The following is a 25,220-nucleotide window of genomic DNA, read 5'->3' on the forward strand; positions in this document are numbered from 1 at the left end:
CGCCTCACAGAAGATCGACGTTGACCTTGGCAATCACGGGTGCGATACGCAGCGTCTTTTCGGCCTGATCGCATATGCAGTCCGAAATATTTCGCACCCAATCGCGCTCCTCGTCCGTGTACACGTCCGACTCGGCCAACTCGGGAGCCAGCTTCCTGGCCAGCGTCGCCATCTTCGTCAATTCGCGTGCGACGAACGCCGGCCGGATGTGCACGCGATGCGCAAAATCCGCCAACGCGAAAGCGGTCAGTTCCTCGGGACGGAATACGTCACCGTAAGCCATCGCCATGTCCTGGACATATGCGTCGCCGTACACATTGACGCAAACGAGATCGTAAAGCGGCGCGGGAGCGAGACCGCCGCTACCGACAAAAAACGAGATGTTCTTGCCGTGTGCGTCGCTGTTGCCGATCAGCAATTGCAGCAGCGCCCAGCGCAACATCGCCGAGCGCGCGGCGGCCGGAGTCTCGAGACACGGTGCCAACGAAAACAGCTTCTCGAAGCTCACGCCCTCCCGAATATTGCGGACGTCCGCATTGTTCCCGAGGTTGCGTTCGTACTTGAGCGTTGCCGGCAAATCCAGTGCCTGGCATCCATCGATGATGTGGAGGCGCCGCACTGCACGGACACGCTGCGGGTCTCCCGGTTCCATCGTCACGATCCGGTCGAATCGCTCGACAAGCAGAATGGGTTCGGGAATGCGCCGCATCTCGACATGCGCCACCGGCAGCCCCATTCGGGCAGCCAGCGTCATGCAGAAATGTTCGTTGGCAACCATGAACGGGGCGTGCGGATTGCGGGACTCGGGCTTCAGGATATGCGTGCTGCTGAGCGCCCCCTCGACGAGCGCGAATTGCTCGCCCTCGACCAGTACCTGCAGTTTGTCCTGATGACCAGCAATCGACAGGCGAACCCGGTCGTCCCAGACGGGAAATGGAATTGCGTCTCGCTTGCGAATCCGGTCGGTCAACTCCTCCGCGGATATCACACGCCGCACCGGTTCGACGGCCTCCGGCGCCTGCACATCGGCACCATCGTCGGGAACGAAGCTCAACGCACCGACTGGCTCTTTCCCAAGCATGCGGATCAAGCCAAAGACGTTGTCCTTCGATATCTGATACATCGCCGCGGCCACTTCGAGCGCGCGGCCCTCGGGCAGCAAATTGCCGATGAAGCGCTGGACCGCGCCCGCGGGAAGCGGGCCGCCGTCGAGCGGAATGCACGGAGACAGTGAAAACGCGTCGGCGCGCGCCTGCCACGACGGATCGTACGCAAAACCGTAGTCGTCCTGACGGGCGTCGTAGGTCAACCGGCCGACCGGCGAGCCGTTGGTCGAAATGCTCAGGCGATGGACCATCAGGCCGACTCCTGCGACCCTGGCGCAACAGCCTGCGATGCCATGTGTTCGTGCAACGCCTTGCGGGCGACGGGGACGTCGCGTTTCGGCACGACAAGCAGATTGAGACCCAGGCCGTCGAGCACCTTGAACAATTTATCGAGGCTCACCGCCCGGCCGTTTTCCAGCCGGGACAACACGTCCTTTGAGACACCGAGCATATCGGCCGCGTCGTCGATCCGCATCTGGTTCTGCGCTCGCCGGTTGCGCACGAGCGCCCCCAGCGCGGCCAGATCCAGTGCCAGCGGATCGGGGTTCGCAATCGGGCGAGGTAAGGTACGGGCCATAATTCCGGAATTCCAGGAACAAAGTGGCGCCAGCCAGGTTTGGCACCATTGTTACGAAAACACCAGAACTATACTCGCAAAAGCTTCAGGCCGCCGATTGTTCTTGTATTTCAGGAACAAAGCAACCCGAACTCCCAGCCCTCAAACTATTCTCATATTTCAGGAATTACTGTTCTCGACGAACCGGGACGACCGCGCTGCCTTGACCTCAAAGCTGCCCCGCCGCCCCCGTCCACCGCAGGTAATCGCCGCGTGTCCAGTCGAGCGATACGCCGACGCGCTTCGTCCCGGGCCGGATCTTCGGCTTGTACACCGACAGCGTCAGCGACTCCAGCGCCGGCCACTCACGGAACGACAGCACCGCGATATCGGCGACGAGCGTTTCGAGCAGCCGCGTATGCGGCTTGTGCGACAGGAACGACGCGACGCGCGCGCAATAGCCGTCGTAGTCGATCCACTCGCCCTGCTCGCTCGGCTCGCAGCGATACCCGAGCCGCGCATCGATCACGATCGGCTGCGGCGATTCATGCTCGTGCGCATGAATGCCGATCCGCGCGGGTACTTTCAGTTCGTCGACGAACACGCTCCAGCCGCGCCCGCGCAGGCGCGGCGCGTCGATCGCCACGAACGGTTCGTCGAACGGCTTCATGATGCGAGCGGCGCCGCGGCGTCGAGCATGATGCGCACGAAATAGTCGGCGAAGCTGCGACGCAGGACGATCTCGAACGTGTCGTCGCCGGTCGGGATCAGCGTGATCGGCGACTTGAAGTAGTGCGACTGCGCGCACTGGCCCGGCTTGAACACGCGCGGATGCAGATCGAGCGGGCAGCCGCGCGCGATCACGTCGCGCACGCGTTCGCCGCTGATCTCGACGACCGTATAGCCGCTGCCGACATCGACGGCCGCCGCATACGCACCCTGCACGGCCTCCGCCAGCTTCGCCTCGAGCACGCCCGCCTGAACGGGCCCGTTCGACCGCACGAGCCATTCGTCGGGGCCGAGCCACAGCACGTCGTAATCGGCGCCACGTGCGACCGTGTTCGGCTGCGCGGGCGGCCGGCAGCCCACCACGCGCTCGAACGCGCTGACGAACGCCGGATCGCTCAACTCGCCGCGCACGTTGACGAGATCGAGGAACGGCCGCTCGCGCAGCATGAACTTCTTCGACGCGCGCGCCTGGTGCGGCTTCAGCACGTCGGCCGCACCGACGAACGGCGATTCAAGCGTCACGCCGCCCGCGCCCGCCACCTGCGTCTGGTTTCTCGTTTCATTCCACATGCTGGCGCACCCCTTCGGTATCGTAGAAAACCGGGCTCGAGATCTTCGCGGTGATGCGCTTGCCGTTGGCCAGCGGAATCACGACGCTCTCGCCCATCTTGTTCAGGCCGCCCTTCACCACCGCGAGCGCGATCGAGCGCTTCAGGATCGGGCTGTAGTAGCTCGACGTCACGTGGCCGATCATCGGCGTCGGATCGATCGCCGACACCTGCGTGTCCTTCGCGATGATCTGCGCGCCTTCCGGCAGCACGAACTGTTCGTCTTCGGTCAGGAGGCCGACGAACTGCTTGCGGCCCTCCTTCGCGGTATCGGAGCGCGTCAGCGAGCGCTTGCCGAGGAAGTCCTTCGACTTCGCGACGACCCCGCCCATCCCGAGGTCGTACGGCGTGATCGAGCCGTCGGTATCCTGGCCGACGATGATGTAGCCCTTCTCCGCGCGCAGCACGTGCATCGTCTCGGTGCCGTACGGCGTGATGTCGAACTCGGCACCTGCCGCCATCAGCGCTTCCCACACCGCGCGGCCCGCGTTCGCCGGCACGTTCACTTCATAGGCCAGCTCGCCCGAGAAGCTGATCCGCATCACGCGCGCCTTCGCGCCCGCGACGGTGCCGTTCCGGTAGCTCATGAACGGGAACGCCTCGTTGCCGAAGTCGATGTCCTGGCACACCTTCTGCACGACCTTGCGGCTCTTCGGGCCGACCACCGCGAACGTCGCCCAGTGATCGGTGACGGACGCGAGCCGCACCTTCATGTCGGGCCATTCGGTCTGCAGCCAGCGCTCGAGCCACGTGAGCACGCGCGCGGCGCCGCCGGTGGTGGTGGTCATCATGAAATGCTGGTCGGCGAGGCGCACGGTCACGCCGTCGTCGAACACCATCCCGTTCTCGTCGAGCATCAGCCCGTAGCGGCACTTGCCGATTTCGAGCTTGTTCCACGGGTTCGTGTACATCCAGTTCAGCAGCTTCACCGCGTCGGGGCCCTGGATGTCGATCTTGCCGAGCGTCGACGCGTCGAGGATGCCGACGCTGTTGCGCACCGCGAGGCATTCGCGCTTCACGGCCGCATGCAGGTCTTCGCCGTTCTTCGGGAAATACCACGGCCGCTTCCAGTTGCCGACGTCCTCGAACGCCGCGCCGTGCTCGACGTGCCATTCGTGCACGGCCGTCTTGCGGATCGGGTCGAGGAAATCGCCCGTCTCGCGGCCGGCGAAGGTCCCGAACGACACGGGGGTGTAGTTCGGGCGGAACGTCGTCGTGCCCGTTTCCGGAATCGTCTTGCCGAGCGCGCCCGCGAGAATCGCCATCCCGTTGATGTTGCCGAGCTTGCCCTGGTCGGTGCCGAAGCCCATCGCCGTGTAGCGCTTCACGTGCTCGACCGACTCGAAGCCTTCGCGCGCGGCGAGCAGGATGTCGGCAGCCGCCACGTCGTTCTGGAAATCGACGAACTGCTTCGGCCCGCGTGCGGCTGCCTCGCGGCTGCCGACGAGCCACAGCGGCTGCAGTGCGCCTTCGACCGCTTCGGCGACTTGCGGTGCGGGCGGACGCTGCGCGGCCGCGAAGCCCGCGGCCTTCGCTGCTTCCGCGCCTGCATCGACGGCGAGCCGCAGCGCGCGCGCCAGGCCGAATTCGCCGGCCGCCGCACCGATGCTCGCTTCCGCCTGCACGGGCTTGCCCGGCAGGAAGCACGCCTTTTCGTCGTTCCAGCAAGCCTTGCCGCCCGACTGCGCGAACAGGTGCAGCACCGGGCTGAACCCGCCCGACATCGCGACGAGGTCGCACGGCAGCGTCTGCAGCTTGCCGCCCACCTGGCCGTTCGAGAGGGACGCGACGTCGACCGACGATACGCGCCACTTGCCCGATGCGGCCGTGACGACCGCGCCGCTCATCACCGTCACGCCCTGCCGCTTGGCAGCAGCCGGCAGCGCGCCGTTCGACGAGGCGCGCGAATCGACGACCGTCACCTTCGCGCCGCATGCCTTCAGGTCGAGCGCGGTCTGGTACGCACGATCGTTGTTCGTGAACACGACCGCGTTGCGGCCCGGCAGCACGCCGAAGCGATGCACGTAGGTCGATACCGCGCCGGCGAGCATCACGCCCGGCAGGTCGTTGTTGCCGAACACGATCGGACGCTCGTGCGCACCGGTCGCGAGGATCACGCGCTTCGCGCGGACCTTCCACAGCAGTTCGCGCGTGCCCTTGCGCATCGACACCGGCAGGTGATCGGTCAGGCGCTGCGTGACCGTCACGAGGTTGTGGTCCTGGTAGCCGAACGCGGTGCTGCGCGACAGGATCGTCACGTCGGGCAGCTTGCGCAGTTCGGCCTCGATCTTCTCGACCCACTGCAGCGCGGGCTTCGCATCGATCTCCGCGCGGCACGACAGCAGGCTGCCGCCGAGTTCGCGCTGGTCGTCGACGAGGATCACGCGCGCGCCGGCCGTCGCGGCCGCATGCGCGGCGGCGAGGCCCGACGGGCCACCGCCGACCACGAGCACGTCGCAATGCGCGTAGCACTTGTCGTAGCGATCGGCGTCGAGCACTTCAGGCGCCTTGCCGAGGCCGGCCGCTTCGCGGATCTTCTCTTCGTACTTCGGCCACATGTTGCGCGGCCACATGAACGTCTTGTAGTAGAACCCGGCCGGCATGAAGCGCGAGAACTTCTGGTTGATCGCGTACTTGTCGTTCTCGAGCGTCGGCTCGGCGTTCACGCTCGTCGCGACGAGCCCCTGGTACAGCTCGATCTCGGTCGCGCGCGCGTTCGGCACGGTATACGGGCCGGACTCGAGCTGCACGACGGCATTCGGTTCGGCCACATCCGCCGTCACGATCCCGCGCGGGCGGTGGTACTTGAAGCTGCGCGCGACGAAGTGCACGCCGTTCGCGAGCAGTGCGGACGCGAGCGTGTCGCCCTGGAAGCCCTGGTACGTGCGGCCGTTGAACGTGAAAGTCAACGGAATCGCGCGATTGATCCGGCCACCGGTGCCGAGACGGTCTTTCTGGCTCATTTGCTCGTACCCTCTTCGTGTGCGTTGCCGGCAGCGGCGCCACCGAATTTTTCGTAGCCCTTGATATCGTAGGTCACCGTGTCGCGCGTGACCTTGAACCAGCGGCGGCAGCCCTGCGTGTGCAGCCATTGCTCCTTGTGCAGCCCGCGCTTGTTCTCGCGCATGAACACGTACTCGCCCCATTCGCGGTCGGTCATGTTCTCGTTCGCGACCGGGCGCACGATGTCGGCTTCACCGCCGCACGAGAACTCGGATTCGGCGCGCGGCCCGCACCACGGACATTCGATCAGCAACATGTGTTTCTCCTCGTTCAGTGCGCGACGGCGGCAGCGCCGTGCTCGTCGATCAGGTGGCCCGTGTAGAAGCGGTCGAGCGCGAACGGCGCGTTCAGCGGATGCGGTTCGTCGCGGGCGATCGTGTGCGCGAACACCCAGCCCGAGCCCGGCGTCGCCTTGAAGCCGCCGGTGCCCCAGCCGCAGTTGAAATAGAGGCCCTTCACGTCGGTCTTGGTGATGATCGGGCACGCGTCCGGCGACACGTCGACGATGCCGCCCCACTGGCGGTTCATCCGCACGCGCGAGAACACCGGGAACATCTCGACGATCGCCTGCAGCGTGCTTTCGATGATGTGGAAGCTGCCGCGCTGGCCGAAGCCCGTGTACTGGTCGATGCCCGCGCCGATCACGAGGTCGCCCTTGTCGGACTGGCTGATGTACGCGTGCACCGCGTTCGACATGATCACCGAGTTGACGACCGGCTTGATCGGCTCGGACACCAGCGCCTGCAGCGGGTGGCTTTCGATCGGCAGGCGCACGCCGGCCATGTCGGCGAGCGTCGTCGTGTTGCCGGCCGCGACCACCGCGACCTTCTTCGCCTTGATGAAGCCCTTCACCGTATCGACGCCGACCACCGCGCCGCCTTCACGGCGAATGCCCGTCACCTGGCAGTTCTGGATGATGTCGACGCCGGCGCGGTCCGCACCGCGCGCGAAGCCCCACGCCACCGCGTCGTGACGCGCGACGCCTGCACGGCGCTGGATCGATGCGCCAAGCACCGGATAGCGGCTGTTCAGGTTGATCGTCGGCTCGATTTCCTTGATCTGCGCGGGCGTCAGGAATTCCGCGTCGACGCCGTTCAGCCGGTTCGCGTTCACGCGGCGCTCGGTGTCACGCACGTCCTGCAGCGTATGGGCCAGGTTCATCACGCCGCGCTGGCTGAACATCACGTTGTAGTTCAGGTCCTGCGACAGGCCTTCCCACAGCTTCATCGCCTTCTCGTACAGCGCGGCCGATTCGTCCCACAGATAGTTCGAGCGCACGATCGTCGTGTTGCGCGCGGTGTTGCCGCCGCCGATCCAGCCCTTCTCGAGGATCGCGACGTTCGTGATGCCGTGTTCCTTCGCGAGGTAGTACGCGGTTGCGAGGCCGTGGCCGCCGCCGCCGACGATCACGACGTCGTATTCCTTCTTCGGTTCCGGGCTCTTCCACTGCTTTTCCCAGTTCTCGTGATACGAGAGGCCGTTGCGGAACAGGCTGAATATCGAGTAGCGGCTCATGTTAGTGATCCTTCGTTAGCATTCGATGACGTTCACGGCGAGACCGCCGCGCGACGTTTCCTTGTATTTCGTCTTCATGTCGGCGCCGGTTTCGCGCATCGTCTTGATCACGGAATCGAGCGATACGTAGTGCTGGCCGTTGCCCTTGAGCGCCATGCGCGACGCATTCAGCGCCTTGATCGCGCCCATCGCGTTGCGCTCGATGCACGGGATCTGCACGAGCCCGCCGACCGGGTCGCAGGTCATCCCGAGGTTGTGCTCCATGCCGATCTCGGCCGCGTTCTCGACCTGGTCGGGCGTGCCGCCCATCACGGCGGCGAGCGCGGCGGCGGCCATCGAGCACGCAACGCCCACCTCGCCCTGACACCCGACTTCCGCGCCGGAGATCGACGCGGTTTCCTTGTAGATGATCCCGATCGCCGCGGCCGTCAGCAGGAATTCGACGATGCCGGCTTCGTTCGAGCCCGGCACGAATTTCACGTAGTAGTGCAGCACCGCGGGGATCACGCCGGCCGCGCCGTTGGTCGGCGCGGTGACCACACGCCCGCCGGCCGCGTTCTCTTCGTTCACGGCCATCGCATACAGGTTGACCCAGTCGAGCATCGACAGCGGGTCGCGCAGCGACTCTTCCGAACGGGCGCGCAGGTGGCCGTTCATCTCGGCCGCGCGGCGCTTCACGCGCATCGGGCCCGGCAGGTCGCCCTCGACCTTGCAGCCGCGCTCGACGCAGGCGGCCATCGTGCGCCAGATCGCGAGCAGCCCGGCGCGCACTTCGTCGGCGGAGCGCAGCGCGCATTCGTTGCGCATCATCAGCTCGGCGATCGACAGCCCGTGTTCGCGGCACTGCCGCATCAGGTCGTCGCCGGTGCGGAACGGGTACGGCACCTCGACCGCCGCGCGCACGCCGTTCACGCGATCGCCGTCGCGGTTCACGACGAAGCCGCCGCCGACCGAGTAATACTCTTTCTCGACGAGCAGCTGGCCGTGCTCGTCGAACGCCTGGAAGCGCATCCCGTTCGGGTGCACGATGCTCGTGCCGCTCATCAGCTTGCGATAGAAGCCGATGTGTTCCTTTTCCTCGAAGCGCACCGTCTGCTTGCCGAGCAGCGACAGCGACTTCTCCGCGCGGATCGCGGCGAGGCGCGGCTCGATCAGGTCCGGATCGATCGTGTCGGGCAGGTGGCCCTCGAGGCCGAGCAGCACGGCCTTGTCGGTGCCGTGGCCCTTGCCGGTCGCGCCGAGCGAACCGTACAGCTCGACCCGCACGCGGCGCACGAAGCCGAGCAGGTTCGCGTCCTCGACGTGCGACGCGAAGCGGCACGCGGCGATCATCGGGCCGACCGTATGCGAACTGGACGGGCCGATACCGATCTTGAACAGGTCGAACGCGCTGACGTTCATCTGGCTTCCTCTGGGTGGCATGCGTGAAATGTCGTTGGGCATCAGTACATCAAAGCGTAAAATCGGCCGATAGAACAAAAACGGCATCGGCGTGGGATAACGCCGCCAAACCCCGCACCGGCCGGGCCGGAAGTGCGTTTTGGCGATGGTTCGCGACGAAAAACCACAAGTCCGGCCGCAGCCGATCGGCGACGCTGGCTGCATCCGTGCCGCCCCGGCAGCCGTAACCTGCAAACAGAGTGAAACGAGTGAGACCGCCCGCCCGGCGTGACGAGATTGGCCGCGATGACACCCGACGTACCCGCTTCCCCCCTCGCTGAACCTGCGCCGCAGCGCATCCGCTTCGGCATCGTGCTGCTGCCGAACTTCACGCTGACGGCCTTCTCCGGCTTCGTCGACATGCTGCGGCTGTCGGCCGACGACGGCGACTACAGCAAGCCCGTGCGCTGCGCGTGGAGCGTGATCGGCGAGACGCTCGCGCCGGTGCGCGCGAGTTGCGGGATCCAGATCACGCCGTGGGAGACGTTCGACGCGGCCGAGCCGTTCGATTACGTGGTGGTGGTCGGCGGGCTGCTGCATTCGGGGCCGCAAGCCGGCCCTCAAACGCTCGACTTCATCCGCCGCGCGGCGGCGCGCGGCGCGACGATCGTCGGGATCTGCACCGGCGTGTTTACGCTGATGCGCGCGAACGTGCTCGACGACTACCGCACCTGCGTGAGCTGGTTCCACTACTGGGATTTCATCGAGCGCTTTCCGTCAGCCGATCCCGACCTGCTGATCGCCGACCGGCTGTTTGTGATCGACCGGCGCCGGATCACCTGTTCTGGCGGCCGTGCGTCGATCGACGTCGCCGCCGCGATCCTGCTGCGCCATTTCGATCACGCCACGGTGCAGAAAGCGTTGCGCATCCTGCTCGTCGGCGAGATGCAGAAAGGCAACGCGCCGCAACCGCATCCGCCGGGCCTCGAACCGGCCACGCACCCGAAGGTCAAGCGCGCGATTCTCCTGATGGAACAGCATGTCGGGCGCGCGCTGCCGCTCGAGGAACTCGCGTGCAAGCTCGATCTGTCGACGCGGCAGCTCGAGCGGCTGTTCAAGGCCGAGACCGGCAAGAGCCCGCAGGCGTTCGCGAAGCAGGTGCGACTGCGCACGGCCGCGTGGCTGCTGACGAGCTCGGACCGCACGGTCGCCGATATCGCGTCGAGCTGCGGATTCGCCGACGCATCGCACCTCGGGCGCGAATTCCGCAAGCAGTTCGGCGTGCCGCCGGCGACCTACCGCGAACGCGGCGGCGAAGTGGCCGAAGCCGCCGAACCGGCGGCGGCCGATCCCGTCGAGGACATCGCCGACTGACGGCCACGGGGCACCCACCCCTTCCCTGACCGACCGCCGAACGACACACGTTCGCACCGGTTTCGATTCATTTGGAACCGGTTCCACGCAATTTGACTGACGTTGCGCGTCGTAAATCGAGGGTTATCCCGGATGCTGATGCTCGTTCAAATTTGTATGATGACCACATCACCTTACAAACCTGAGCATCATGTTCGAGAAAATTCCCGCCCGTGCGATGAGCGACCATGTCGCGCAGCAACTGCTCAAGCAGATCGAAGCCGGCAGTTTCTCGGCCAGCGGCAAACTGCCGACGGAAGCGGTGCTCGCGCAGGAATTCGGCGTGAGCCGCACCGTGATCCGCGAAGCGATCTCGCGGCTGAAGAACGAAGGCGTGGTCGAGCCGCGCCAGGGCAGCGGCGTGTTCGTGAACCAGCACGGCGCGATCCGGCCGCTGCGGATCGATTACGCGGAAGCCGTCGAGGCGAGCTCGCTGCCGCACCTGCTCGCGGTGCGCCGCGCGATCGAGGCTGAAGTCGCGGCCGAAGCCGCGCTGCACCACACCGCCGACGACATGGCGGACATCGACGACGCGCTGCGCAAGATCGACGATGCGGTGGCCGAAGGGCGCGACGGCGTCGCGGAAGACGTCGCGTTCCATCGCACGATCGCGGCCGTCACCGGCAACCCGTATTTCCTGAAGACGCTGCAGTTCCTGAACCAGTACCTCGAAGCCGGCGTGAAGGTCACGCGGCGCAACGAGGCGACGCGCGAGGACTTCTCGCGCCAGGTGCGTGAAGAACATGCGGCGATCGCCGACGCGATCCGCTCGCGCGACCCGATGGCCGCGCGCAACGCGGCGCGCACGCACATGTACAACGCCGCCCGCCGTCTCGCTGAAGCCGGCATCTGCTGAAGCCAGCGGCCGCTGCCCGGCCGGGCGCCGCCGCCGTCACGAACCTCTCCCGAATCGATCAAGGTTGACCATGTCACGAAATGTTGGAGTCATCGGCCTCGGCGCGATGGGCCTCGGCGTCGCACGCTCGCTGCTGCGCGCCGGCCTGCGCGTCCACGCATGCGACGTGCGCGACACCGTGCTGCAGGCGTTCGCCGCCGAAGGCGGCGTGGCCTGCGCGACGCCGGCCGAACTCGGCGCGCAGTGCGACGTCGTCGTCACGCTCGTCGTCAATGCCGCGCAAACGGAAACGGTGCTGTTCGGCGAACACGGCGCGGTCGCGGCGATGAAGCCGGGCGGCGTCGTGATCGCGAGCGCGACCGTCGCGCCGGAATTCGCGGTCGCGCTCGGCGCACGCATCGAGGCCGCCGGCCTGCAGATGCTCGATGCGCCCGTGTCGGGCGGCGCCGCACGCGCGGCCTCCGGCGAGATGACGATGATGACGTCGGGCCCGGCCGCCGCGTACGCGGGCTGCGAAGACGTGCTCGCCGCGATCGCCGGCAAGGTCTATCGCTTGGGCGACGCGCACGGCATCGGCTCGAAAGTGAAGATCATCAACCAGCTGCTGGCCGGCGTGCATATCGCGGCGGCCGCCGAAGCAATGGCGCTCGGCCTGCGCGAAGGCGTGGACGCCGATGCGCTGTATGACGTGATCACGCACAGCGCAGGCAATTCGTGGATGTTCGAGAACCGCGTGCCGCACATCCTGAACGGCGACTACACGCCGCTGTCGGCCGTCGACATCTTCGTGAAGGATCTCGGCCTCGTGCTCGATACCGCGCGCCGCAGCAAATTCCCGCTGCCGCTGTCGGCCACCGCGCACCAGATGTTCATGAGCGCATCGAGCGCCGGCCACGGCGGCGAAGACGACTCCGCCGTGATCAAGACTTTCCCCGGCATCACGCTGCCGCCCGCCCGCTGATTCGAACGACGTTCCTGCCATGACCGCTACCGCTTCCCGTCCCCTGCTCGGCTGCATCGCCGACGACTTCACCGGCGCGACCGATCTCGCGAACATGCTCGTCAAGAGCGGCATGCGCACCGTGCAGACGATCGGCGTGCCCGCCGACGGCGCCGCGCTCGATGCCGACGCGATCGTCGTCGCGCTGAAGTCGCGCACGATCCCCGCGGCCGACGCCGTCGCGCAATCGCTCGCCGCGTACGAATGGCTGCGCGCGCAAGGTTGTCGCCAGTTTTTCTTCAAGTACTGCTCAACGTTCGACTCGACCGACGCGGGCAACATCGGGACCGTGGCCGACGCACTGCTCGATGCGGCCGGCGGCGGCTTCACGATTGCGTGCCCGGCGTTCCCGGAGAACGGCCGCACGATCTATCGCGGCCACCTGTTCGTCGGCGACGTGTTGCTGAACGAATCGGGCATGGAAAACCATCCGCTCACGCCGATGAAGGACGCGAACCTCGTGCGCGTGCTGCAGCGGCAGACGAAGTCGGCGGTCGGCCTGATCCGCTACGACACGATCGCGCTCGGCGCGGCTGCCGTCCGTACGCGGATCGAACAGCTGCGTGCGGAAGGCGCGCGCTTCGCGATCGCCGACGCGCTGTCGGACCGCGACCTCTACGTACTCGGCGAAGCGTGCGCGGGCCTGCCGCTCGTCACCGGCGGCTCGGGCATCGCGCTCGGCCTGCCCGCGAATTTCCGCCGCGCGGAGCAACTGCCCGAGCGCGACAACGCGGCATCGCTGCCGCGCATCGACGGGCTGTCGGCCGTGCTCGCCGGCAGCGCATCGAAAGCCACCAACGCGCAGGTCGCCGCGTGGCGCGCGACCCGGCCGAGCTTCCGCATCGATCCGCTCGCGGCGTCGCGCGGCGAACCCGTCGTCGACCAGGCGCTCGCCTTTGCGCGCTCGCACCTGCCGCAACCCGTGCTGATCTACGCGACCGCGACGCCCGACGAAGTGAAGGCCGTGCAGCACGCGCTCGGCGTCGAGGCGGCCGGCCATCTCGTCGAAAGCACGCTCGCGGCGATCGCCCGCGGCCTGCGCGAACTCGGCGTGCGCAAGTTCGTCGTTGCCGGCGGCGAAACGTCCGGCGCGGTCGTCCAGGCGCTCGACGTGAAGTCGCTGCAAATCGGCGCGCAGATCGATCCGGGCGTGCCGGCCACGGCCACCATCGACGCGCAACCGCTCGGCCTCGCGCTGAAATCCGGCAACTTCGGCACGACGGACTTTTTCGACAAGGCGCTGCGCGCGCTGGACGGAGCCGAGCGATGAGCAACGAAGCGAAACTGCGCGAAGAGATCTGCGTGGTCGGCGCGAGCCTGTATGCGCGCGGCCATGCGGTCGGCAGCGCCGGCAACATCAGTGCGCGCCTGCCTGACGGCTGGCTCATCACGCCGACCGACGCGTGCCTCGGCCGGCTCGACCCGAACGACATCGCGAAGGTCGGCACGGACGGCCAGCCCGTATCGGGCGGCAAGCCGTCGAAGACGCTCGCGCTGCATCGCGGCATCTACGCGCGCAACGCAGAAGCGAACGGCATCGTCCACACGCATTCGACGCACCTCGTCGCGCTGACGCTCGCGGGCGTGTGGCGCGACACCGACGTGCTGCCGCCGATCACGCCGTACTACGTGATGAAGGTCGGCCACATTCCGCTGATCCGCTACCGGCGCCCTGGCGACCCGGCCGTCGCCGCCGAAGTCGCGGCACTGGCCGGTCAGGTGCGCGGCGTGCTGCTCGAGCGCCTCGGCCCCGTGATGTGGGGGCCGTCGGTATCGCAAGCGTCGTATGCCCTCGAAGAGCTCGAGGAAACGGCACGGCTGTGGCTCATGACGCAACCGAAGCCCGAGCCGCTGTCCGACGCTGCGCTCGACGAACTGCGCCAGACCTTCGGCGCACGCTGGTAACCCGGCGCGCGTCACGCACCGATTCCCATGCCCGCCGTGTGCGCGGGCCCTTCCGTCAGCACACACACGATCCGGCGGCGTACGCGCCGCCGGCACACGATATTCATGGAGACGACGATGACTGCTCTCGACGCGGCCGCAAGCCGCTCGCCCGCCGCGCCCGCCCATGCGGCCGAACTCGACCGCACCTACAAGAAAGTGTTCTGGCGCATCGTGCCGTTCCTGATGCTCTGCTACGTGGTCGCGTATCTCGACCGCGTGAACGTCGGCTTCGCCAAGCTGCAGATGTCGCAGGATCTCGCGTTCAGCGAAACCGTGTTCGGACTCGGCGCGGGCATCTTCTTCCTCGGCTATTTCCTGTTCGAATTGCCGAGCAACATGCTGATGCACCGCCTCGGCGCGCGCATCTGGATCGCGCGGATCATGATCACGTGGGGCCTGTTGTCCGCGCTGTTCGCGTTCGTGAAGACGCCGACGCAGTTCTACGTGCTGCGCTTCCTGCTCGGCCTCGCGGAAGCCGGCTTCTATCCCGGCGTGATCCTGTACCTCACGTACTGGTTCCCGTCGCATCGCCGCGCGAAGATCATCGCGGTGTTCATGTCCGCGATTCCCGTGTCGGGCATCTTCGGCAACCCGCTGTCGGGCTGGATCATGGAGCGCTTTCACGGCGGCTCGGGCTTCCACGGCTGGCAATGGATGTTCATGATCGAGGCCGTGCCGGCCGTGCTGGTCGGCATCGCGACGATCCTGTATCTCGACAACAGCATCCGCGGCGCGAAGTGGCTCGACGAGCGCGAGAAGCAGCTCCTCGAGGACGAGATCGCCGCGCAGCCGCAAGAACAGCAGAAGCACGGCCATTCGCTGAAGGCCGTGTTCTCGGACCCGCGCATGTGGTGGATGTCGCTGATCTACTTCGCGTTCGTCACGGGCCAGTACGGCCTCACGTTCTGGATGCCGACGCTCGTGAAATCGACCGGCATCACCGATACGCTCCAGATCGGCCTGCTGTCGGCGATCCCGTTCCTCGTCGCGATCGTCGTGATGAACCTGTTCGGCCACAGCGCGGACAAACGCCGCGAGCGCCGCTGGCACCTGATCGTGCCGGCGCTGATGGGCGCGGTCGGGTTTGCGGTCGCCGCGTCGTACTCGCACAATACGGCGGTGTCGATCGTGTTCCTGTCGCTCGCGGCAGGCGGCGTGCTGACCTGCGCCCCGCTGTTCTGGTCGCTGCCGACCGCGTTCCTCGCGGGCTCCGCGGCGGCGGCCGGCATCGCGATCATCAACTCGGTCGGCAACCTCGCCGGTTTCGCGAGCCCGTACGTGATCGGCTACCTGAAGGACGTCACGCACAGCACGTCGTCCGGCATGTACGTGCTGGCCGCGATGCTCGTGATCGGTGCGATCGCCGTGTGGCTCACGCCCGCGAAACTCGTGAACCGCTGATCCGGCCGCCTTCGTTCGACGCGGGGTGCATGGCGCCCCGCCCCACTCATTCACAGGACCCGCTGCCATGCCACGCTTCGCCGCCAACCTCTCGATGATGTACACCGAGCATGCGTTCCTCGAACGGTTCGCCGCTGCCTCGTACGACGGCTTCAAGGCCGTCGAGTACCTGTTCCCGTACGATTTCGCCGCCGAGGACATCCGCGCGCGCCTCGACGCGCACAACCTCGAACAGGCGCTGTTCAACGCGCCGCCGGGCGATTGGGCCGCGGGCGAACGCGGCATCGCGTCGCTGCCGGGCCGCGAGGACGAGTTCCGCCGCGGTATCGACCAGGCGCTCGACTATGCGCGCGTGCTCGGCAACCGGAAGCTGCACGTGATGGCCGGCATGGTCGCGCCGGGCGCCGACCGCGCGCGCCATCGCGACACCTACCTCGCGAACCTGCGCCATGCGGCACAGGCCGCCGCCGCGCACGGCATCACGATCCTGATCGAACCGATCAACCAGCGCGACATGCCCGGCTATTTCCTGAGCCGCCAGGACGACGCGCAGGCGATCTGCGCGGAAGTCGGTGTGCCGAACCTGAAGGTGCAGTTCGACTGCTACCACTGCCAGATTGTCGAAGGCGATCTCGCGATGAAGCTCAAGCGCGATTTCGCGGGCATCGGCCATATCCAGATCGCGGGCGTGCCCGAGCGCCACGAGCCGGATGTCGGCGAACTCAACTACCCGTACCTGTTCGCGCTGATCGACGCACTCGGCTACGACGGCTGGATCGGCTGCGAATACCGCCCGAAGGCCGGCACGTCCGAGGGCCTCGGCTGGCTCAGGCCGTACCTGTAATTCAAGCATTCCTCAGAGGGTAACGAACATGAAAGTACTGATCACCGGCGGCGCCGGCTTTCTCGGTCAGCGTCTCGCGCGCAAGCTGCTCGAACGCGGCGAACTGACGGGCCCCGACGGCCGGACCGGCAAGATCGACGAGCTGGTGTTGCTCGATGTCGTCAAGGGCAACGATTTCGACGATGCGCGCGTGACGTCGATCGTCGGCGACATCGCCGATCGCGCGGTGCTCGAAAGCGCGATCGACACGCAGACGGACGCGATCTTCCACCTCGCGGCGATCGTCAGCGGGCAGGCCGAAGCCGATTTCGATCTCGGCATGCGGATCAATCTCGACGCGTCGCGCACGCTGCTCGACGTGTGCCGCGCACGCGGCCATCAGCCGCGCGTCGTATTCACGAGCTCCGTCGCGGTGTACGGCGGCGCGCTGCCCGACGTCGTGCAGGACGACACCGCGCTGAATCCGCAATCGTCGTACGGCGCCGAAAAGGCGATCGCCGAGCTGCTGCTGTGCGACTACGCGCGGCGCGGCTTCGTCGACGGCCGGGTGCTGCGGCTGCCGACGATCAGCGTGCGGCCGGGCCGCCCGAACGCGGCCGCGTCGTCGTTCGCGAGCGGCATCATCCGCGAACCGCTGAACGGCGAGGAAAGCGTATGCCCGGTGCCCGGTTCGACGCGGCTGTGGCTGCTGTCGCCGCGCGGCGCGATTGAAGCGCTCGTCGCCGGTTGCGAGATCGACAGCGCGAGGCTCGGCAACAAGCGCGTGATCAACCTGCCGGGCCTGTCGGTATCGGTCGACGAGATGATTGAAGCGCTGCGCGAAGTCGCGGGCGACGACGTCGTGAAGCTGATTCGTCATGCGCCCGACGAGCGGGTCGAGAAAATCGTCGGCAGCTGGCCGGGTCGCTGGGACACGTCGCGTGCGGAAGCACTCGGGCTGAAGGGCGATACGTCGTTTGCCGACGTGATCCGCAGCCATATCGCCGACGCACAGCGCTGATTCGCGCGCCGCGTCGCGCCCGGCTGCGTCAGCGCGGCCGGGCGGATTCCCCGATGGGTAACGATGCCGGCTTCGTGCCGCCCGGCCGGTTCGACGAACCGGCCGCCCACTGCCACGCGAGCAGGCCCGGCAGATAGAACAGCAGGTCGCGCACGCGGCGGGCGCCGGCCAGCGCCAGGCAGGTCGGCGGGTCGAACCCGAGCAGCCCGCCGATCAGCACGAACCCGCCCTCCTGCACGCCGAGGCCGCCCGGCATCAGGAACGCGATGCTGCTCACCAGCTGGATCAGCGCCTCGATCGCGAGCGCCTGCGCAAAGGTCGGATCGGCGCCGAGGAAATACAGCGCCAGCCAGATTTCCAGCGCATAGCCCGCGAACTGCAGCGTCTGCCAGATCCCCAGGTAGCGCACGACGATGCCCGTCTTTCTCCAGATCAACCGGATCGACTGATCGGTACGCGCCGATTCGCCGACCAGCGCCACCACCTTGCCGCTCGTGACGCGATTGAGCACGCGCATCGCGCGCTCGAACGGCCGCGCATGCTGCACCAGCGCGAACAGCAGCAGCACCGGCACCAGCGCGGCCATGCCGATCGCGAGGTTCGCGGCCACGCGTGCGGCATCGGACGACACGCGTTCGAGCACGTAGCCGATCGCGACCAGTGCGAAGATCAATTGACTGATCAGCGTCAGCTGCATGTCGGCGACGAGGCTCGCCACGGCGGTCGCCGGGCGCACGCCGGCCTGCCGCAGCAAGCCGAACGACACGATCTCGCCGCCGATGCGTGCGACCGGCAGCAACCCGTTGATCGATTCGCGGATCCACACGAGCTTCAGCATCGTCATGAACGACGGCCGGCGCGGGCCGCGGATCAGCATCCGCCAGTCCCACGCATTCGCGAGCATCGGCACGATGTGCGCGAGCGCAGCGACCAGCAGCCCGGCGCCGGCGATCTGCAGGCGATGCAGGATGTCCAGCGGATGCTCGCGCCAGATCAGCCACACCGCGAGCGCCAGCCCGCCGAGCGCGGCCACGCGCCCCGCATGGCGAAGCCGTGCGTCGCCGCGCGAGGCGCCCGGGTCCGCACGGGGGGTGCCGGTGTTCGGCGCCATCGTCACGATTCCCCCGCCGGCGACAGCAGGCCTTCCCGGTCGACGCGAAACCGCGTGCCGCGCCACACCACATGCGACGCAAAGAAGCTCGAGACGAAGATCACGAATTGCAGGAGATCGACGAACGGCAGCCAGAGTGCGCCGCGCAGGCCGGCGCCGGTTGCGCGGCTCGTTCTCAGCATCAGCAGTGCGCGCGCCGCCAGCGCCGCGACCGTCAGCGCGCACGCGGCGGCAGCGCCGCCGGAAAACAGCACCGCCAGCAGCGCGAGCGGCACCGGATGCATCAGTACCGAGCCGAGATGACCGAGCCGGTCCGCCGCGCGAATCGTGCAGCTCCAGCGCAACTCGTGAGCGTACAACCGGGCGAACGTCTCTTCGACACACGCGTGCCCGACGACGAACGGTGGAATGACGACCTGCGCGCCCGCTTGGCGCACCGCTTCGCCAAGTGCGTGATCTTCCGCCAGGTGATGCGCGAAACGCGCCAGCCCGCCGATGCGTTCGAGCGTCTCGCGCGTGATCGCAATCGTCTGTCCGAAGCACGGCCGCGCGCGCCCGATGAAGAGCCCGGTGATCACGCCCGGCAGGAAATGGTAGTTCGTCATCGCGACGGCAACTCCGGGCCAGAACCCCGGCGATGCGACGCCGCGATACACGCTCGTCACGATGCCGACATCCGGCTGCTGTAGCGCGCCGACGACGGCGCGCAAATAATCGCGCTCGACCACCACGTCACTGTCGGCAAAACAGAGCACCGAATACTCCGCGTGTTCGAGCATGTTCACGAGATTGGCGATCTTGCGGTTCGGCCCGTACAGCCGCGCATCGGCGACGACCTTGATGTTCGCGTCCGGGTAACGTGCGCGCAGCGTCTCGACGGCCGCGAGTGCCGCGTCGCCCGCATCGTGCACGCCGAACAGGTGCTGGACCGGCCCCGGATAATTCTGCACGAAGTAGCTTTCGAGATGCTGTACGAGATCCCATTCGTCGCCATGCAGCGGCTTCGCGACGGTGACGCCCGGATACGTGCGCGGTTCCGCCGCCGCCCGGGAAAAGAACCGGCCGACGAGCACGCTGGCCGTGAGCGTGTACGCAATGCCCAGCAACACGCCCAACCCGCAGGCAATCGACATTGCGCCGGCCAGCGCGCGCAGCACATGCAGCAAAACCATGCTTCTCCCCAGTGGTGACCCGTACAACCGCGACGCCCGGGAACGGCCGCGTGCACGCGGACTCACCCGTGCACGCCGCCGTATCGGTTCCCGTTGAGCCGGATATGAAGAACGACCAACCGACGGTACGCGCAATCAGATGACACAACTACCGTGCGGCGATCGATTCCGGTCACCCGCACGTAGCCGCATGCGACTGCGGCCTTGAATGCCGCGCCGGCAAGCTTACGGGCCGACAGGATCGCGGTGGCAACGGCCACGACGATCCAGAAGCGAAACGTCATCGTGGTGAAAAATGATTCGGGTACGCGCCATGCAAGCAACGAAACCAGCACGAAACACTGGATGAACATGCCGGCCAGTGCGGCGATCAGCAGATAGGCGCGCCATCGCCCGGTCGTCGAGGGTGCCATCAGGATTGAACCTCCCGTACGGGCGATGCGCATCGACCGTACGTCGATCGAAAGGGTCGCGGGTTGGCGGGCGGGTGCATCCGGCACGTGCCGGACATGCCCGACCCGGTTCGGGATCGGGGGAAGCGGAGAACCGCCCGAGAAATGTCGTGGCCGATGGTAGCGGGATTGCCGGCGCCCAACCTTAAGCGTTCTTCAGAATCGCGCAGCATTTGAACGGGGTCCGATTACATTCCATTGCACGGCGCACGCGGCCAGGCTCGTACAATCGCGAATGCCTGCACATCAATCGACCATGCGACTCCTCCTTGTTGAAGACGACGACCTGATCGGCAGCGGCCTCGAGATCAGCCTCAGCCACGCCGGTTATCACGTCGACTGGCTGCGCGACGGTCACACGGCCGCCGCGGCGCTCGCGACGACGCGCTTCGCGCTCGTCGTGCTCGACCTCGGCCTGCCCGGGAAATCGGGAACGGAACTGCTGCGCGCGCTGCGCGACGCGGGTGATACGGTCCCCGTGCTGGTGCTGACCGCGCGCGGCACCGTGGCCGACCGCGTCCGCGGCCTCGACGACGGCGCGGACGACTATCTCGCGAAACCGTTCGAGCTGTCCGAAGTGCTCGCCCGCTGCCGCGCGCTCGTGCGACGCTCGCAGGGCCGCGCCGGCGATGAAATCGTGTGGCGCGACATCACGATCGACCTGACCGCCCATACGGTGACGCGCGATGCGTCGCGTATCGCGCTCACGTCGCGCGAGTGGGCGATCCTCGTTCAGCTCGTCAGCCACCCGGGCATGCCGCAGTCGCGCGCGCGCCTCGAGGACAGCCTGTACGGCTGGCAGGAAGGCATCGAAAGCAATGCGATCGAGGTCCATGTTTCGAACCTGCGCAAGAAACTGGGCGCGGAACTGATCCGCACCGTCCGCGGCATCGGCTACGTCGTCGACCTCGCATGATCGCCCGCTCGATACGACGCCGCGTGTCGCTGATGGCAATCGGCTGCGTGACCGTCGTATGGCTCGTCGCCGTGTTCGGCAGCATCCACTATGCGACGCGCGAGATCGGCGAATGGGAAGATGCCCGCCTCGCCGAGTACGCGTCGCTGCTGGTCAATCTCGCACCGGCCGACCTCGACCGCCTTGCCCGCGTGCCGCCCGACGCGCGCGTCGAACTCTCATTCGGCGCGCCAGGACACGGGTCCGACAACGACGGCGACCGCTTGCCACGCGACGTGCTGTTCGACGTGCGCGACGCGCAAGGCAACGTCGTTGCGTCGAGCCTTCCCGCTGCCGCGGCAGGGCGGCCCGATGCGCGCGACCCGCACGGCGCGCCGCAGACGATCGCGATCGGCGACATGCAGTGGCGCACCTACGCGCTGCGCGACAACACGTCGGGGCGCCGCGTGCGGGTGATGGAGACCATCAATACGCGCAGCGATCTGGCGACCGGCATCGCACGCGGCATCGTCCTGCCGCTGATTGTCGCGTTGCCGGTGCTCGCGCTGCTGCTCTGGGTCACGATCGGCCGCAGCCTCGCGCCGTTGAAGACGCTGTCCGCGCTGATCGGCGCGCGCGATGCGCGATCGCTCGAACCGCTCGGCGTCGCGACCGTACCGGACGAAGTGCGCACGCTGGTCGACGCGATCGACCGCCTGCTGGCAAGGCTGCGGCAATCGATCGTGCGCGAGCGCGCGTTCACTTCCGACGCCGCGCACGAACTCAAGACCCCGCTCGCCGCAATCAAGGTGCAGGCCCAGGTGGCGATCGCGACCGACGATCCGGCGCGCAAGCAACTGGCGATGCAGCGCGTCGTGCAAGGCGTCGACCGCAGTGCGCGGCTCGCCGAACAGTTGCTGTTGCTCGCGCGGCTCGACGAGTACGAACGCATCCCGACGCGTGCGGTCGTCGTGCGCGAACTCGTCGATGCGGCCATCGATCGCCATCTGGCGAAGGCCGCGGACAAAGCCATTGCCATCGTGACCGGCGATCTCTCCGCACGCGCGATCGACGCCGATCCGATCCTGATCGGCATCCTGCTCGACAATCTCGTCGACAACGCCGTCAAGTACGGCCGCCACGGCGGGCGCATCGAACTCGGCGTACACGACGACGGCGCACTGCAACGTATCGTCGTGCGCGACGACGGGCCCGGCGTCGCACACGACGAGCACGAACGGCTCGGCGACCGCTTCTATCGCGGCACCGGTGCGCAGTCGCCCGGCAGCGGGCTCGGGTTGTCGATCGTCACACGCATCGCGCAGTATTTCGGCGGCACCGTGCAGTTCGAGTCCGGTATCGGCGGCCGGGGCCTCGGCGTGGCGATCGCACTGCCGTCGGCGGGTGCGGGCCGATCGACGGCGCCTGCTTAACGTTTCGTTAAGGATTCGATCGTAGAATCCGCCCGAAACCTGCCATCCCTGCCGCCCATCAGGAGCCTTCATGTCCGCACCCGCCCGTTACGACGCCGTCGCCCGTCTTCTTCACTGGCTGATCGCGGCGCTGGTCGTCGCACAATACGCGATCGGCTGGACGATGCCCGACGTGCATCGCGACACGCAACCCGTCGGCCTGATCGCCGCGCACCTGATCGTCGGCACGGCGCTGCTCGCGGCAATGGCGTGCCGCGTGCTGTGGCGCGCGACGCATCGGCCGCCTGCGAGCAACCTGTCGCCCGCGATGCGCGCGCTGTCGGGCGTCACGCATGGCGCGCTGTACGTGCTGCTGATCGCGGTGCCGCTGCTCGGCTGGATCAACGCGTCGTCGCGCGCATGGGCCGTGACGCTGGCCGGCGTCATCCCGTTGCCGGCGCTGTCGACGGCCGGCTCCGGCTTCGGCCACGCGATGGGCGACGTGCACGGCATCCTCGCGTGGGTGCTGTTCGCCGGCATCGGCCTGCACGTGGCGGCCGCGCTGATGCACCGCTTCGTGCTGCGCGACCAGGTCGTGCAGCGCATGATGCCGTGGTGATCGACCTGCCGGCTCATCGCGACCGGCCGACGAGCTGATCGCGACGCCGCGCGAAGCGGCGTGCAATGAGCGGCATCGCAGCCGGCGCCCTTCGGCCACGTCGCGTGGCGCGAAGGGCAAGTGGTTTGCCGTCCCGCGAACACGACGGCCAGACTTCACACACGATCATGTCGGCACCTAGTTGCTGGTTTGCGCCGGCATGCCGGGCACCGGCGCATGCGCGGCGGCCGCCGCCATCCGCGCACGATCCTGCTCGGCGAGCTTCGCTTCCGCGGCCTGGATGTCCGCCGGATACTCGCCATCGTCGCCCTTCGCCGGGTCGTACCCGGCCGCTTCCAGACGCATCAGTTCGTCGCGAACCTGCGCGCGCGTCAGCGGCGCGGCCGATTGCGCGAATGCGGACTGACCGACGATCGCTCCGATCATCGTCAGTAGTACGATATATGTTTTCATCATGAACTCCTTCAATGTTGCGTATCGATCAACCGTGGTGAATGCGTGACCTGCCGATGCAGGCGGGTGTATCAGCTTCCGAAATAGATCGCGCAGAAGCTCGCGGGGCCGACGCATGCGGCCGAGCCCTGATGCCGCGACAGCGCCGCCGGCTTGCCGGCTTCGGACGACATGGCCGGATCGCTGCCGACCGCCGTGCTGGCCTGACGCTGCGGCATCTGGTCGGCCTGTTGCTGAAACAGCGGGCTCACATCGGGGTACGACGTATCGGTCACAAAGCGCAACCCGTTGTTTTCCGCGTCGATCAGTTCCTGCCGGACCTGTGCGCGCGTGAGTGCCTGTGCCGACGCTTGCGTCGCGACACCCGCGAGAGACATTGCCGCCACCGTGGCGGCCACCAGCCAATGCTTGTTCATGTTCCACTCCTTCAGAAGTCAACGAGACGACGTGCTACACCCGTATGACGACGGAGGGGCTGCGTTTATTCCCGGCCTTCCGGTCCGCTCGTGCCGCGCATTCATCAAACTGTCATTCATTCGTCAGCCGGCGTAACCTGACGTAACGCAGCGCCCTTTGCGGTTCGGGCAGACTGACGTCACCTCATACGGATCGCGTTCCGATCGACCATGTCCGTCGCTTACGACTATGCAGCCGGCCTGCTGCGCACGCTGTACGACCGCCATATCGATGGCGGCGCCGTGCTCGACACGGCCGCGTTCCCGGACGCCGAGCGTTTCGTGCGCGCGTGGCCCGCGATCCGGGCGGAAGCGCTCGACGTGGCGCGCGACATGCCGCGCATCCCGCGCTTTCACGAAATCATGCGCGAGCAGTACGACATCTCGGCCAACGATGCGCGCGACTGGCGGATGTTCATCATGCAGGCGTACGGCCAGCCGTTCCCGCGCAACCTGTCGCGCTGCCCGACCATCGCGTCGCTCGTCGCGGCATCGCCGGACGTGCTGTCGGCATCGCTGTCGTTCCTCGCGCCCGGCAAGCACATCCCGCCGCATCGCGGGCCGTTTCGCGGCATCCTGCGCGGCTATCTCGTGCTGTCGATGCCGAAGCGCGCGGACGGTACGCCGGCCGCCGTGCTCAAGGTCGACGGCCGCGACTACCGGCTCGACGAAGGCCGCTTCCTGCTGTGGGACGACACGTTCATGCACGAGGTGTGGAACGACAGCGACGAAGTGCGGATCGTGCTGCTGCTCGATATCCGCCGGCGCGGGATGCCGCGCTTGCTCACCTGGCTGTCGAACGCGGTAATCGGCGTCGTGCGGCTGGGCATCCGGATCCGCGGGCGGTCGATTCCGGTCTAGCGCACCGGGCGGAACGCACGGGGCGCAGCGCCCTCCCGACTTTCGGCTACCGGCAGATCGCCTACACTACAGACCGTCCCCACCGCGAGGCTCCTGCCAGCCACCGCCATGGCGCACCTCTTCTTCGCCGCGTCGATCCAGCGGCATGTCGAAACGCCCGAGCGCGACATCGACGCGCAGACGGTCGGCGAAGCATTCGACACCGTTTTCCGCGAACAGCCGCGGCTGCGCGGCTACATCGTCGACGACCAGGGCGCGCTGCGGAAACATCTGTCGGTATTCGTCGACGGCCAGCCGATACGCGACCGGCAGCATCTGTCCGACGCGCTCGGCAATGCCAGCCGGGTGTATGTCGTCCAGGCGCTGACAGGCGGATAAAGGGACGGATGCACGGGCCGATACCCGGCTGCGCCATTGCACCGGCCGGACCAT

The 25,220-nt window shown here is 67.2% G+C and carries 26 protein-coding genes; 13 read left to right on the forward strand and 13 right to left on the reverse strand.

Translation table 11 applies throughout. The features are described 5' to 3' along the window. Nucleotides 1-4: 4 nt before the first annotated feature. From BLA15945_RS27655 to BLA15945_RS27690, 8 genes are all read right to left on the reverse strand, one after another. Nucleotides 5-1,357 carry a HipA domain-containing protein gene (locus BLA15945_RS27655; protein WP_174993859.1) on the reverse strand — a complete coding sequence of 451 codons (1,353 nt, stop codon included), beginning with the start codon at nucleotides 1,355-1,357 and terminating at the stop codon, nucleotides 5-7. Continuing rightward, nucleotides 1,357-1,683: a helix-turn-helix domain-containing protein gene (locus BLA15945_RS27660; RefSeq protein ID WP_059239109.1), complete on the reverse strand. Its 327-nt coding sequence runs from the start codon at nucleotides 1,681-1,683 to the stop codon at nucleotides 1,357-1,359. The genes BLA15945_RS27655 and BLA15945_RS27660 overlap by 1 nt, the downstream gene beginning before the upstream one ends. Before the next feature lie 208 nt (nucleotides 1,684-1,891). Then, entirely contained in the window at nucleotides 1,892-2,332 is a 441-nt protein-coding gene (locus BLA15945_RS27665; protein WP_059239107.1) for a dihydroneopterin aldolase, read from the reverse strand. Next, complete coding sequence (locus BLA15945_RS27670) at nucleotides 2,329-2,961, reverse strand: sarcosine oxidase subunit gamma (protein ID WP_059239106.1); 633 nt, start codon at nucleotides 2,959-2,961, stop codon at nucleotides 2,329-2,331. Before BLA15945_RS27670 ends, BLA15945_RS27665 begins: the two co-directional genes overlap by 4 nt. Beyond that, on the reverse strand, nucleotides 2,951-5,962 hold the full coding sequence (locus tag BLA15945_RS27675) for a sarcosine oxidase subunit alpha family protein (RefSeq protein WP_174993860.1): 3,012 nt from the start codon (nucleotides 5,960-5,962) through the stop codon (nucleotides 2,951-2,953). The genes BLA15945_RS27670 and BLA15945_RS27675 overlap by 11 nt, the downstream gene beginning before the upstream one ends. Next, entirely contained in the window at nucleotides 5,959-6,258 is a 300-nt protein-coding gene (locus BLA15945_RS27680; RefSeq protein WP_059239102.1) for a sarcosine oxidase subunit delta, read from the reverse strand. The genes BLA15945_RS27675 and BLA15945_RS27680 overlap by 4 nt, the downstream gene beginning before the upstream one ends. Before the next feature lie 14 nt (nucleotides 6,259-6,272). Then, a complete protein-coding gene (locus BLA15945_RS27685) occupies nucleotides 6,273-7,517 on the reverse strand; it encodes a sarcosine oxidase subunit beta family protein (RefSeq protein ID WP_006480591.1) in 1,245 nt (414 codons plus the stop codon). 15 nt (nucleotides 7,518-7,532) lie between these two features. Beyond that, on the reverse strand, nucleotides 7,533-8,918 hold the full coding sequence (locus tag BLA15945_RS27690; protein ID WP_059239100.1) for an L-serine ammonia-lyase: 1,386 nt from the start codon (nucleotides 8,916-8,918) through the stop codon (nucleotides 7,533-7,535). Between the two features lie 285 nt (nucleotides 8,919-9,203). Here BLA15945_RS27690 and BLA15945_RS27695 point away from each other — a divergent pair, with 285 nt between their 5' ends. The 8 genes from BLA15945_RS27695 (at nucleotide 9,204) to denD (ending at nucleotide 17,358) form a co-directional block, all read left to right on the forward strand. After that, nucleotides 9,204-10,271 carry a GlxA family transcriptional regulator gene (locus BLA15945_RS27695; RefSeq protein WP_059240910.1) on the forward strand — a complete coding sequence of 356 codons (1,068 nt, stop codon included), beginning with the start codon at nucleotides 9,204-9,206 and terminating at the stop codon, nucleotides 10,269-10,271. Between the two features lie 190 nt (nucleotides 10,272-10,461). Beyond that, nucleotides 10,462-11,166, forward strand: a complete 705-nt coding sequence (locus BLA15945_RS27700; RefSeq protein ID WP_059239098.1) for a FadR/GntR family transcriptional regulator — start codon at nucleotides 10,462-10,464, stop codon at nucleotides 11,164-11,166. A gap of 70 nt (nucleotides 11,167-11,236) precedes the next feature. After that, nucleotides 11,237-12,127: an L-threonate dehydrogenase gene (gene ltnD / locus BLA15945_RS27705; RefSeq protein WP_059239096.1), complete on the forward strand. Its 891-nt coding sequence runs from the start codon at nucleotides 11,237-11,239 to the stop codon at nucleotides 12,125-12,127. A 19-nt stretch (nucleotides 12,128-12,146) separates the two neighbouring features. Continuing rightward, nucleotides 12,147-13,436, forward strand: coding sequence for a 3-oxo-tetronate kinase (gene otnK, locus BLA15945_RS27710; RefSeq protein WP_174993861.1), 1,290 nt, complete (start codon nucleotides 12,147-12,149; stop codon nucleotides 13,434-13,436). Then, complete coding sequence (gene otnC, locus BLA15945_RS27715; protein ID WP_059239092.1) at nucleotides 13,433-14,071, forward strand: 3-oxo-tetronate 4-phosphate decarboxylase; 639 nt, start codon at nucleotides 13,433-13,435, stop codon at nucleotides 14,069-14,071. The genes otnK and otnC overlap by 4 nt, the downstream gene beginning before the upstream one ends. A gap of 117 nt (nucleotides 14,072-14,188) precedes the next feature. Then, on the forward strand, nucleotides 14,189-15,514 hold the full coding sequence (locus BLA15945_RS27720) for an MFS transporter (protein ID WP_059240909.1): 1,326 nt from the start codon (nucleotides 14,189-14,191) through the stop codon (nucleotides 15,512-15,514). A 67-nt stretch (nucleotides 15,515-15,581) separates the two neighbouring features. Next, nucleotides 15,582-16,358, forward strand: a complete 777-nt coding sequence (gene otnI, locus BLA15945_RS27725) for a 2-oxo-tetronate isomerase (protein ID WP_174993862.1) — start codon at nucleotides 15,582-15,584, stop codon at nucleotides 16,356-16,358. 28 nt (nucleotides 16,359-16,386) lie between these two features. Next, nucleotides 16,387-17,358, forward strand: a complete 972-nt coding sequence (gene denD / locus BLA15945_RS27730) for a D-erythronate dehydrogenase (RefSeq protein WP_059239088.1) — start codon at nucleotides 16,387-16,389, stop codon at nucleotides 17,356-17,358. A gap of 28 nt (nucleotides 17,359-17,386) precedes the next feature. On the opposite strand, the gene BLA15945_RS27735 is transcribed toward denD, so the two are convergent. The 3 genes from BLA15945_RS27735 to BLA15945_RS27745 all read right to left on the reverse strand — a co-directional run bounded on the left by BLA15945_RS27735 (nucleotide 17,387) and on the right by BLA15945_RS27745 (nucleotide 20,054). Beyond that, complete coding sequence (locus BLA15945_RS27735) at nucleotides 17,387-18,469, reverse strand: lysylphosphatidylglycerol synthase domain-containing protein (RefSeq protein ID WP_059239086.1); 1,083 nt, start codon at nucleotides 18,467-18,469, stop codon at nucleotides 17,387-17,389. A 2-nt stretch (nucleotides 18,470-18,471) separates the two neighbouring features. Beyond that, complete coding sequence (gene hpnI / locus BLA15945_RS27740) at nucleotides 18,472-19,641, reverse strand: bacteriohopanetetrol glucosamine biosynthesis glycosyltransferase HpnI (RefSeq protein ID WP_174993863.1); 1,170 nt, start codon at nucleotides 19,639-19,641, stop codon at nucleotides 18,472-18,474. 62 nt (nucleotides 19,642-19,703) lie between these two features. Beyond that, entirely contained in the window at nucleotides 19,704-20,054 is a 351-nt protein-coding gene (locus BLA15945_RS27745; RefSeq protein WP_059239082.1) for a hypothetical protein, read from the reverse strand. Between the two features lie 295 nt (nucleotides 20,055-20,349). On the opposite strand from BLA15945_RS27745, the gene BLA15945_RS27750 reads away from it, so the two are divergent. The 3 genes from BLA15945_RS27750 to BLA15945_RS27760 all read left to right on the forward strand — a co-directional run bounded on the left by BLA15945_RS27750 (nucleotide 20,350) and on the right by BLA15945_RS27760 (nucleotide 23,019). Continuing rightward, nucleotides 20,350-21,009 (forward strand): response regulator, encoded by a 660-nt coding sequence (locus BLA15945_RS27750; RefSeq protein ID WP_174993864.1) that lies wholly within the window; start codon nucleotides 20,350-20,352, stop codon nucleotides 21,007-21,009. Continuing rightward, a complete protein-coding gene (locus BLA15945_RS27755) occupies nucleotides 21,006-22,421 on the forward strand; it encodes an ATP-binding protein (protein WP_174993865.1) in 1,416 nt (471 codons plus the stop codon). Before BLA15945_RS27750 ends, BLA15945_RS27755 begins: the two co-directional genes overlap by 4 nt. A gap of 70 nt (nucleotides 22,422-22,491) precedes the next feature. Further along, a complete protein-coding gene (locus BLA15945_RS27760) occupies nucleotides 22,492-23,019 on the forward strand; it encodes a cytochrome b (protein WP_059239076.1) in 528 nt (175 codons plus the stop codon). A 177-nt stretch (nucleotides 23,020-23,196) separates the two neighbouring features. Here the strand turns inward: BLA15945_RS27760 and BLA15945_RS27765 are convergent, their stop codons facing one another. Both BLA15945_RS27765 and BLA15945_RS27770 read right to left on the reverse strand, forming a co-directional pair. Then, entirely contained in the window at nucleotides 23,197-23,472 is a 276-nt protein-coding gene (locus BLA15945_RS27765) for a DUF4148 domain-containing protein (protein ID WP_174993866.1), read from the reverse strand. A 71-nt stretch (nucleotides 23,473-23,543) separates the two neighbouring features. Further along, nucleotides 23,544-23,888: a DUF4148 domain-containing protein gene (locus tag BLA15945_RS27770; RefSeq protein ID WP_059239074.1), complete on the reverse strand. Its 345-nt coding sequence runs from the start codon at nucleotides 23,886-23,888 to the stop codon at nucleotides 23,544-23,546. A 210-nt stretch (nucleotides 23,889-24,098) separates the two neighbouring features. Here BLA15945_RS27770 and BLA15945_RS27775 point away from each other — a divergent pair, with 210 nt between their 5' ends. Both BLA15945_RS27775 and BLA15945_RS27780 read left to right on the forward strand, forming a co-directional pair. After that, nucleotides 24,099-24,788, forward strand: a complete 690-nt coding sequence (locus BLA15945_RS27775; RefSeq protein WP_059239072.1) for an aspartyl/asparaginyl beta-hydroxylase domain-containing protein — start codon at nucleotides 24,099-24,101, stop codon at nucleotides 24,786-24,788. Between the two features lie 108 nt (nucleotides 24,789-24,896). Then, entirely contained in the window at nucleotides 24,897-25,166 is a 270-nt protein-coding gene (locus BLA15945_RS27780; protein ID WP_174993867.1) for a MoaD/ThiS family protein, read from the forward strand. Nucleotides 25,167-25,220: the final 54 nt, after the last annotated feature.

The organism is Burkholderia arboris (assembly GCF_902499125.1).
In the GTDB taxonomy this organism is placed as follows: Bacteria; Pseudomonadota; Gammaproteobacteria; order Burkholderiales; family Burkholderiaceae; genus Burkholderia; species Burkholderia arboris.

What these genes read in the sequence shown, in the direction of transcription:
- hpnI (WP_174993863.1), bottom strand. Translation starts at nt 19,641, where the DNA reads ATGGTTTTGCTGCATGTGCTGCGCGCGCTGGCCGGCGCAATGTCGATT.
- BLA15945_RS27755 (WP_174993865.1), top strand. Translation starts at nt 21,006, where the DNA reads ATGATCGCCCGCTCGATACGACGCCGCGTGTCGCTGATGGCAATCGGC.
- BLA15945_RS27775 (WP_059239072.1), top strand. Translation starts at nt 24,099, where the DNA reads ATGTCCGTCGCTTACGACTATGCAGCCGGCCTGCTGCGCACGCTGTAC.
- BLA15945_RS27680 (WP_059239102.1), bottom strand. Translation starts at nt 6,258, where the DNA reads ATGTTGCTGATCGAATGTCCGTGGTGCGGGCCGCGCGCCGAATCCGAG.
- BLA15945_RS27660 (WP_059239109.1), bottom strand. Translation starts at nt 1,683, where the DNA reads ATGGCCCGTACCTTACCTCGCCCGATTGCGAACCCCGATCCGCTGGCA.
- BLA15945_RS27750 (WP_174993864.1), top strand. Translation starts at nt 20,350, where the DNA reads ATGCGACTCCTCCTTGTTGAAGACGACGACCTGATCGGCAGCGGCCTC.
- BLA15945_RS27700 (WP_059239098.1), top strand. Translation starts at nt 10,462, where the DNA reads ATGTTCGAGAAAATTCCCGCCCGTGCGATGAGCGACCATGTCGCGCAG.
- BLA15945_RS27760 (WP_059239076.1), top strand. Translation starts at nt 22,492, where the DNA reads ATGTCCGCACCCGCCCGTTACGACGCCGTCGCCCGTCTTCTTCACTGG.
- BLA15945_RS27745 (WP_059239082.1), bottom strand. Translation starts at nt 20,054, where the DNA reads ATGGCACCCTCGACGACCGGGCGATGGCGCGCCTATCTGCTGATCGCC.
- BLA15945_RS27780 (WP_174993867.1), top strand. Translation starts at nt 24,897, where the DNA reads ATGGCGCACCTCTTCTTCGCCGCGTCGATCCAGCGGCATGTCGAAACG.
- BLA15945_RS27655 (WP_174993859.1), bottom strand. Translation starts at nt 1,357, where the DNA reads ATGGTCCATCGCCTGAGCATTTCGACCAACGGCTCGCCGGTCGGCCGG.
- ltnD (WP_059239096.1), top strand. Translation starts at nt 11,237, where the DNA reads ATGTCACGAAATGTTGGAGTCATCGGCCTCGGCGCGATGGGCCTCGGC.
- otnC (WP_059239092.1), top strand. Translation starts at nt 13,433, where the DNA reads ATGAGCAACGAAGCGAAACTGCGCGAAGAGATCTGCGTGGTCGGCGCG.
- BLA15945_RS27685 (WP_006480591.1), bottom strand. Translation starts at nt 7,517, where the DNA reads ATGAGCCGCTACTCGATATTCAGCCTGTTCCGCAACGGCCTCTCGTAT.
- BLA15945_RS27765 (WP_174993866.1), bottom strand. Translation starts at nt 23,472, where the DNA reads ATGAAAACATATATCGTACTACTGACGATGATCGGAGCGATCGTCGGT.
- denD (WP_059239088.1), top strand. Translation starts at nt 16,387, where the DNA reads ATGAAAGTACTGATCACCGGCGGCGCCGGCTTTCTCGGTCAGCGTCTC.
- BLA15945_RS27735 (WP_059239086.1), bottom strand. Translation starts at nt 18,469, where the DNA reads ATGGCGCCGAACACCGGCACCCCCCGTGCGGACCCGGGCGCCTCGCGC.
- BLA15945_RS27695 (WP_059240910.1), top strand. Translation starts at nt 9,204, where the DNA reads ATGACACCCGACGTACCCGCTTCCCCCCTCGCTGAACCTGCGCCGCAG.
- otnK (WP_174993861.1), top strand. Translation starts at nt 12,147, where the DNA reads ATGACCGCTACCGCTTCCCGTCCCCTGCTCGGCTGCATCGCCGACGAC.
- BLA15945_RS27690 (WP_059239100.1), bottom strand. Translation starts at nt 8,918, where the DNA reads ATGAACGTCAGCGCGTTCGACCTGTTCAAGATCGGTATCGGCCCGTCC.
- otnI (WP_174993862.1), top strand. Translation starts at nt 15,582, where the DNA reads ATGCCACGCTTCGCCGCCAACCTCTCGATGATGTACACCGAGCATGCG.
- BLA15945_RS27665 (WP_059239107.1), bottom strand. Translation starts at nt 2,332, where the DNA reads ATGAAGCCGTTCGACGAACCGTTCGTGGCGATCGACGCGCCGCGCCTG.
- BLA15945_RS27770 (WP_059239074.1), bottom strand. Translation starts at nt 23,888, where the DNA reads ATGAACAAGCATTGGCTGGTGGCCGCCACGGTGGCGGCAATGTCTCTC.
- BLA15945_RS27675 (WP_174993860.1), bottom strand. Translation starts at nt 5,962, where the DNA reads ATGAGCCAGAAAGACCGTCTCGGCACCGGTGGCCGGATCAATCGCGCG.
- BLA15945_RS27720 (WP_059240909.1), top strand. Translation starts at nt 14,189, where the DNA reads ATGACTGCTCTCGACGCGGCCGCAAGCCGCTCGCCCGCCGCGCCCGCC.
- BLA15945_RS27670 (WP_059239106.1), bottom strand. Translation starts at nt 2,961, where the DNA reads ATGTGGAATGAAACGAGAAACCAGACGCAGGTGGCGGGCGCGGGCGGC.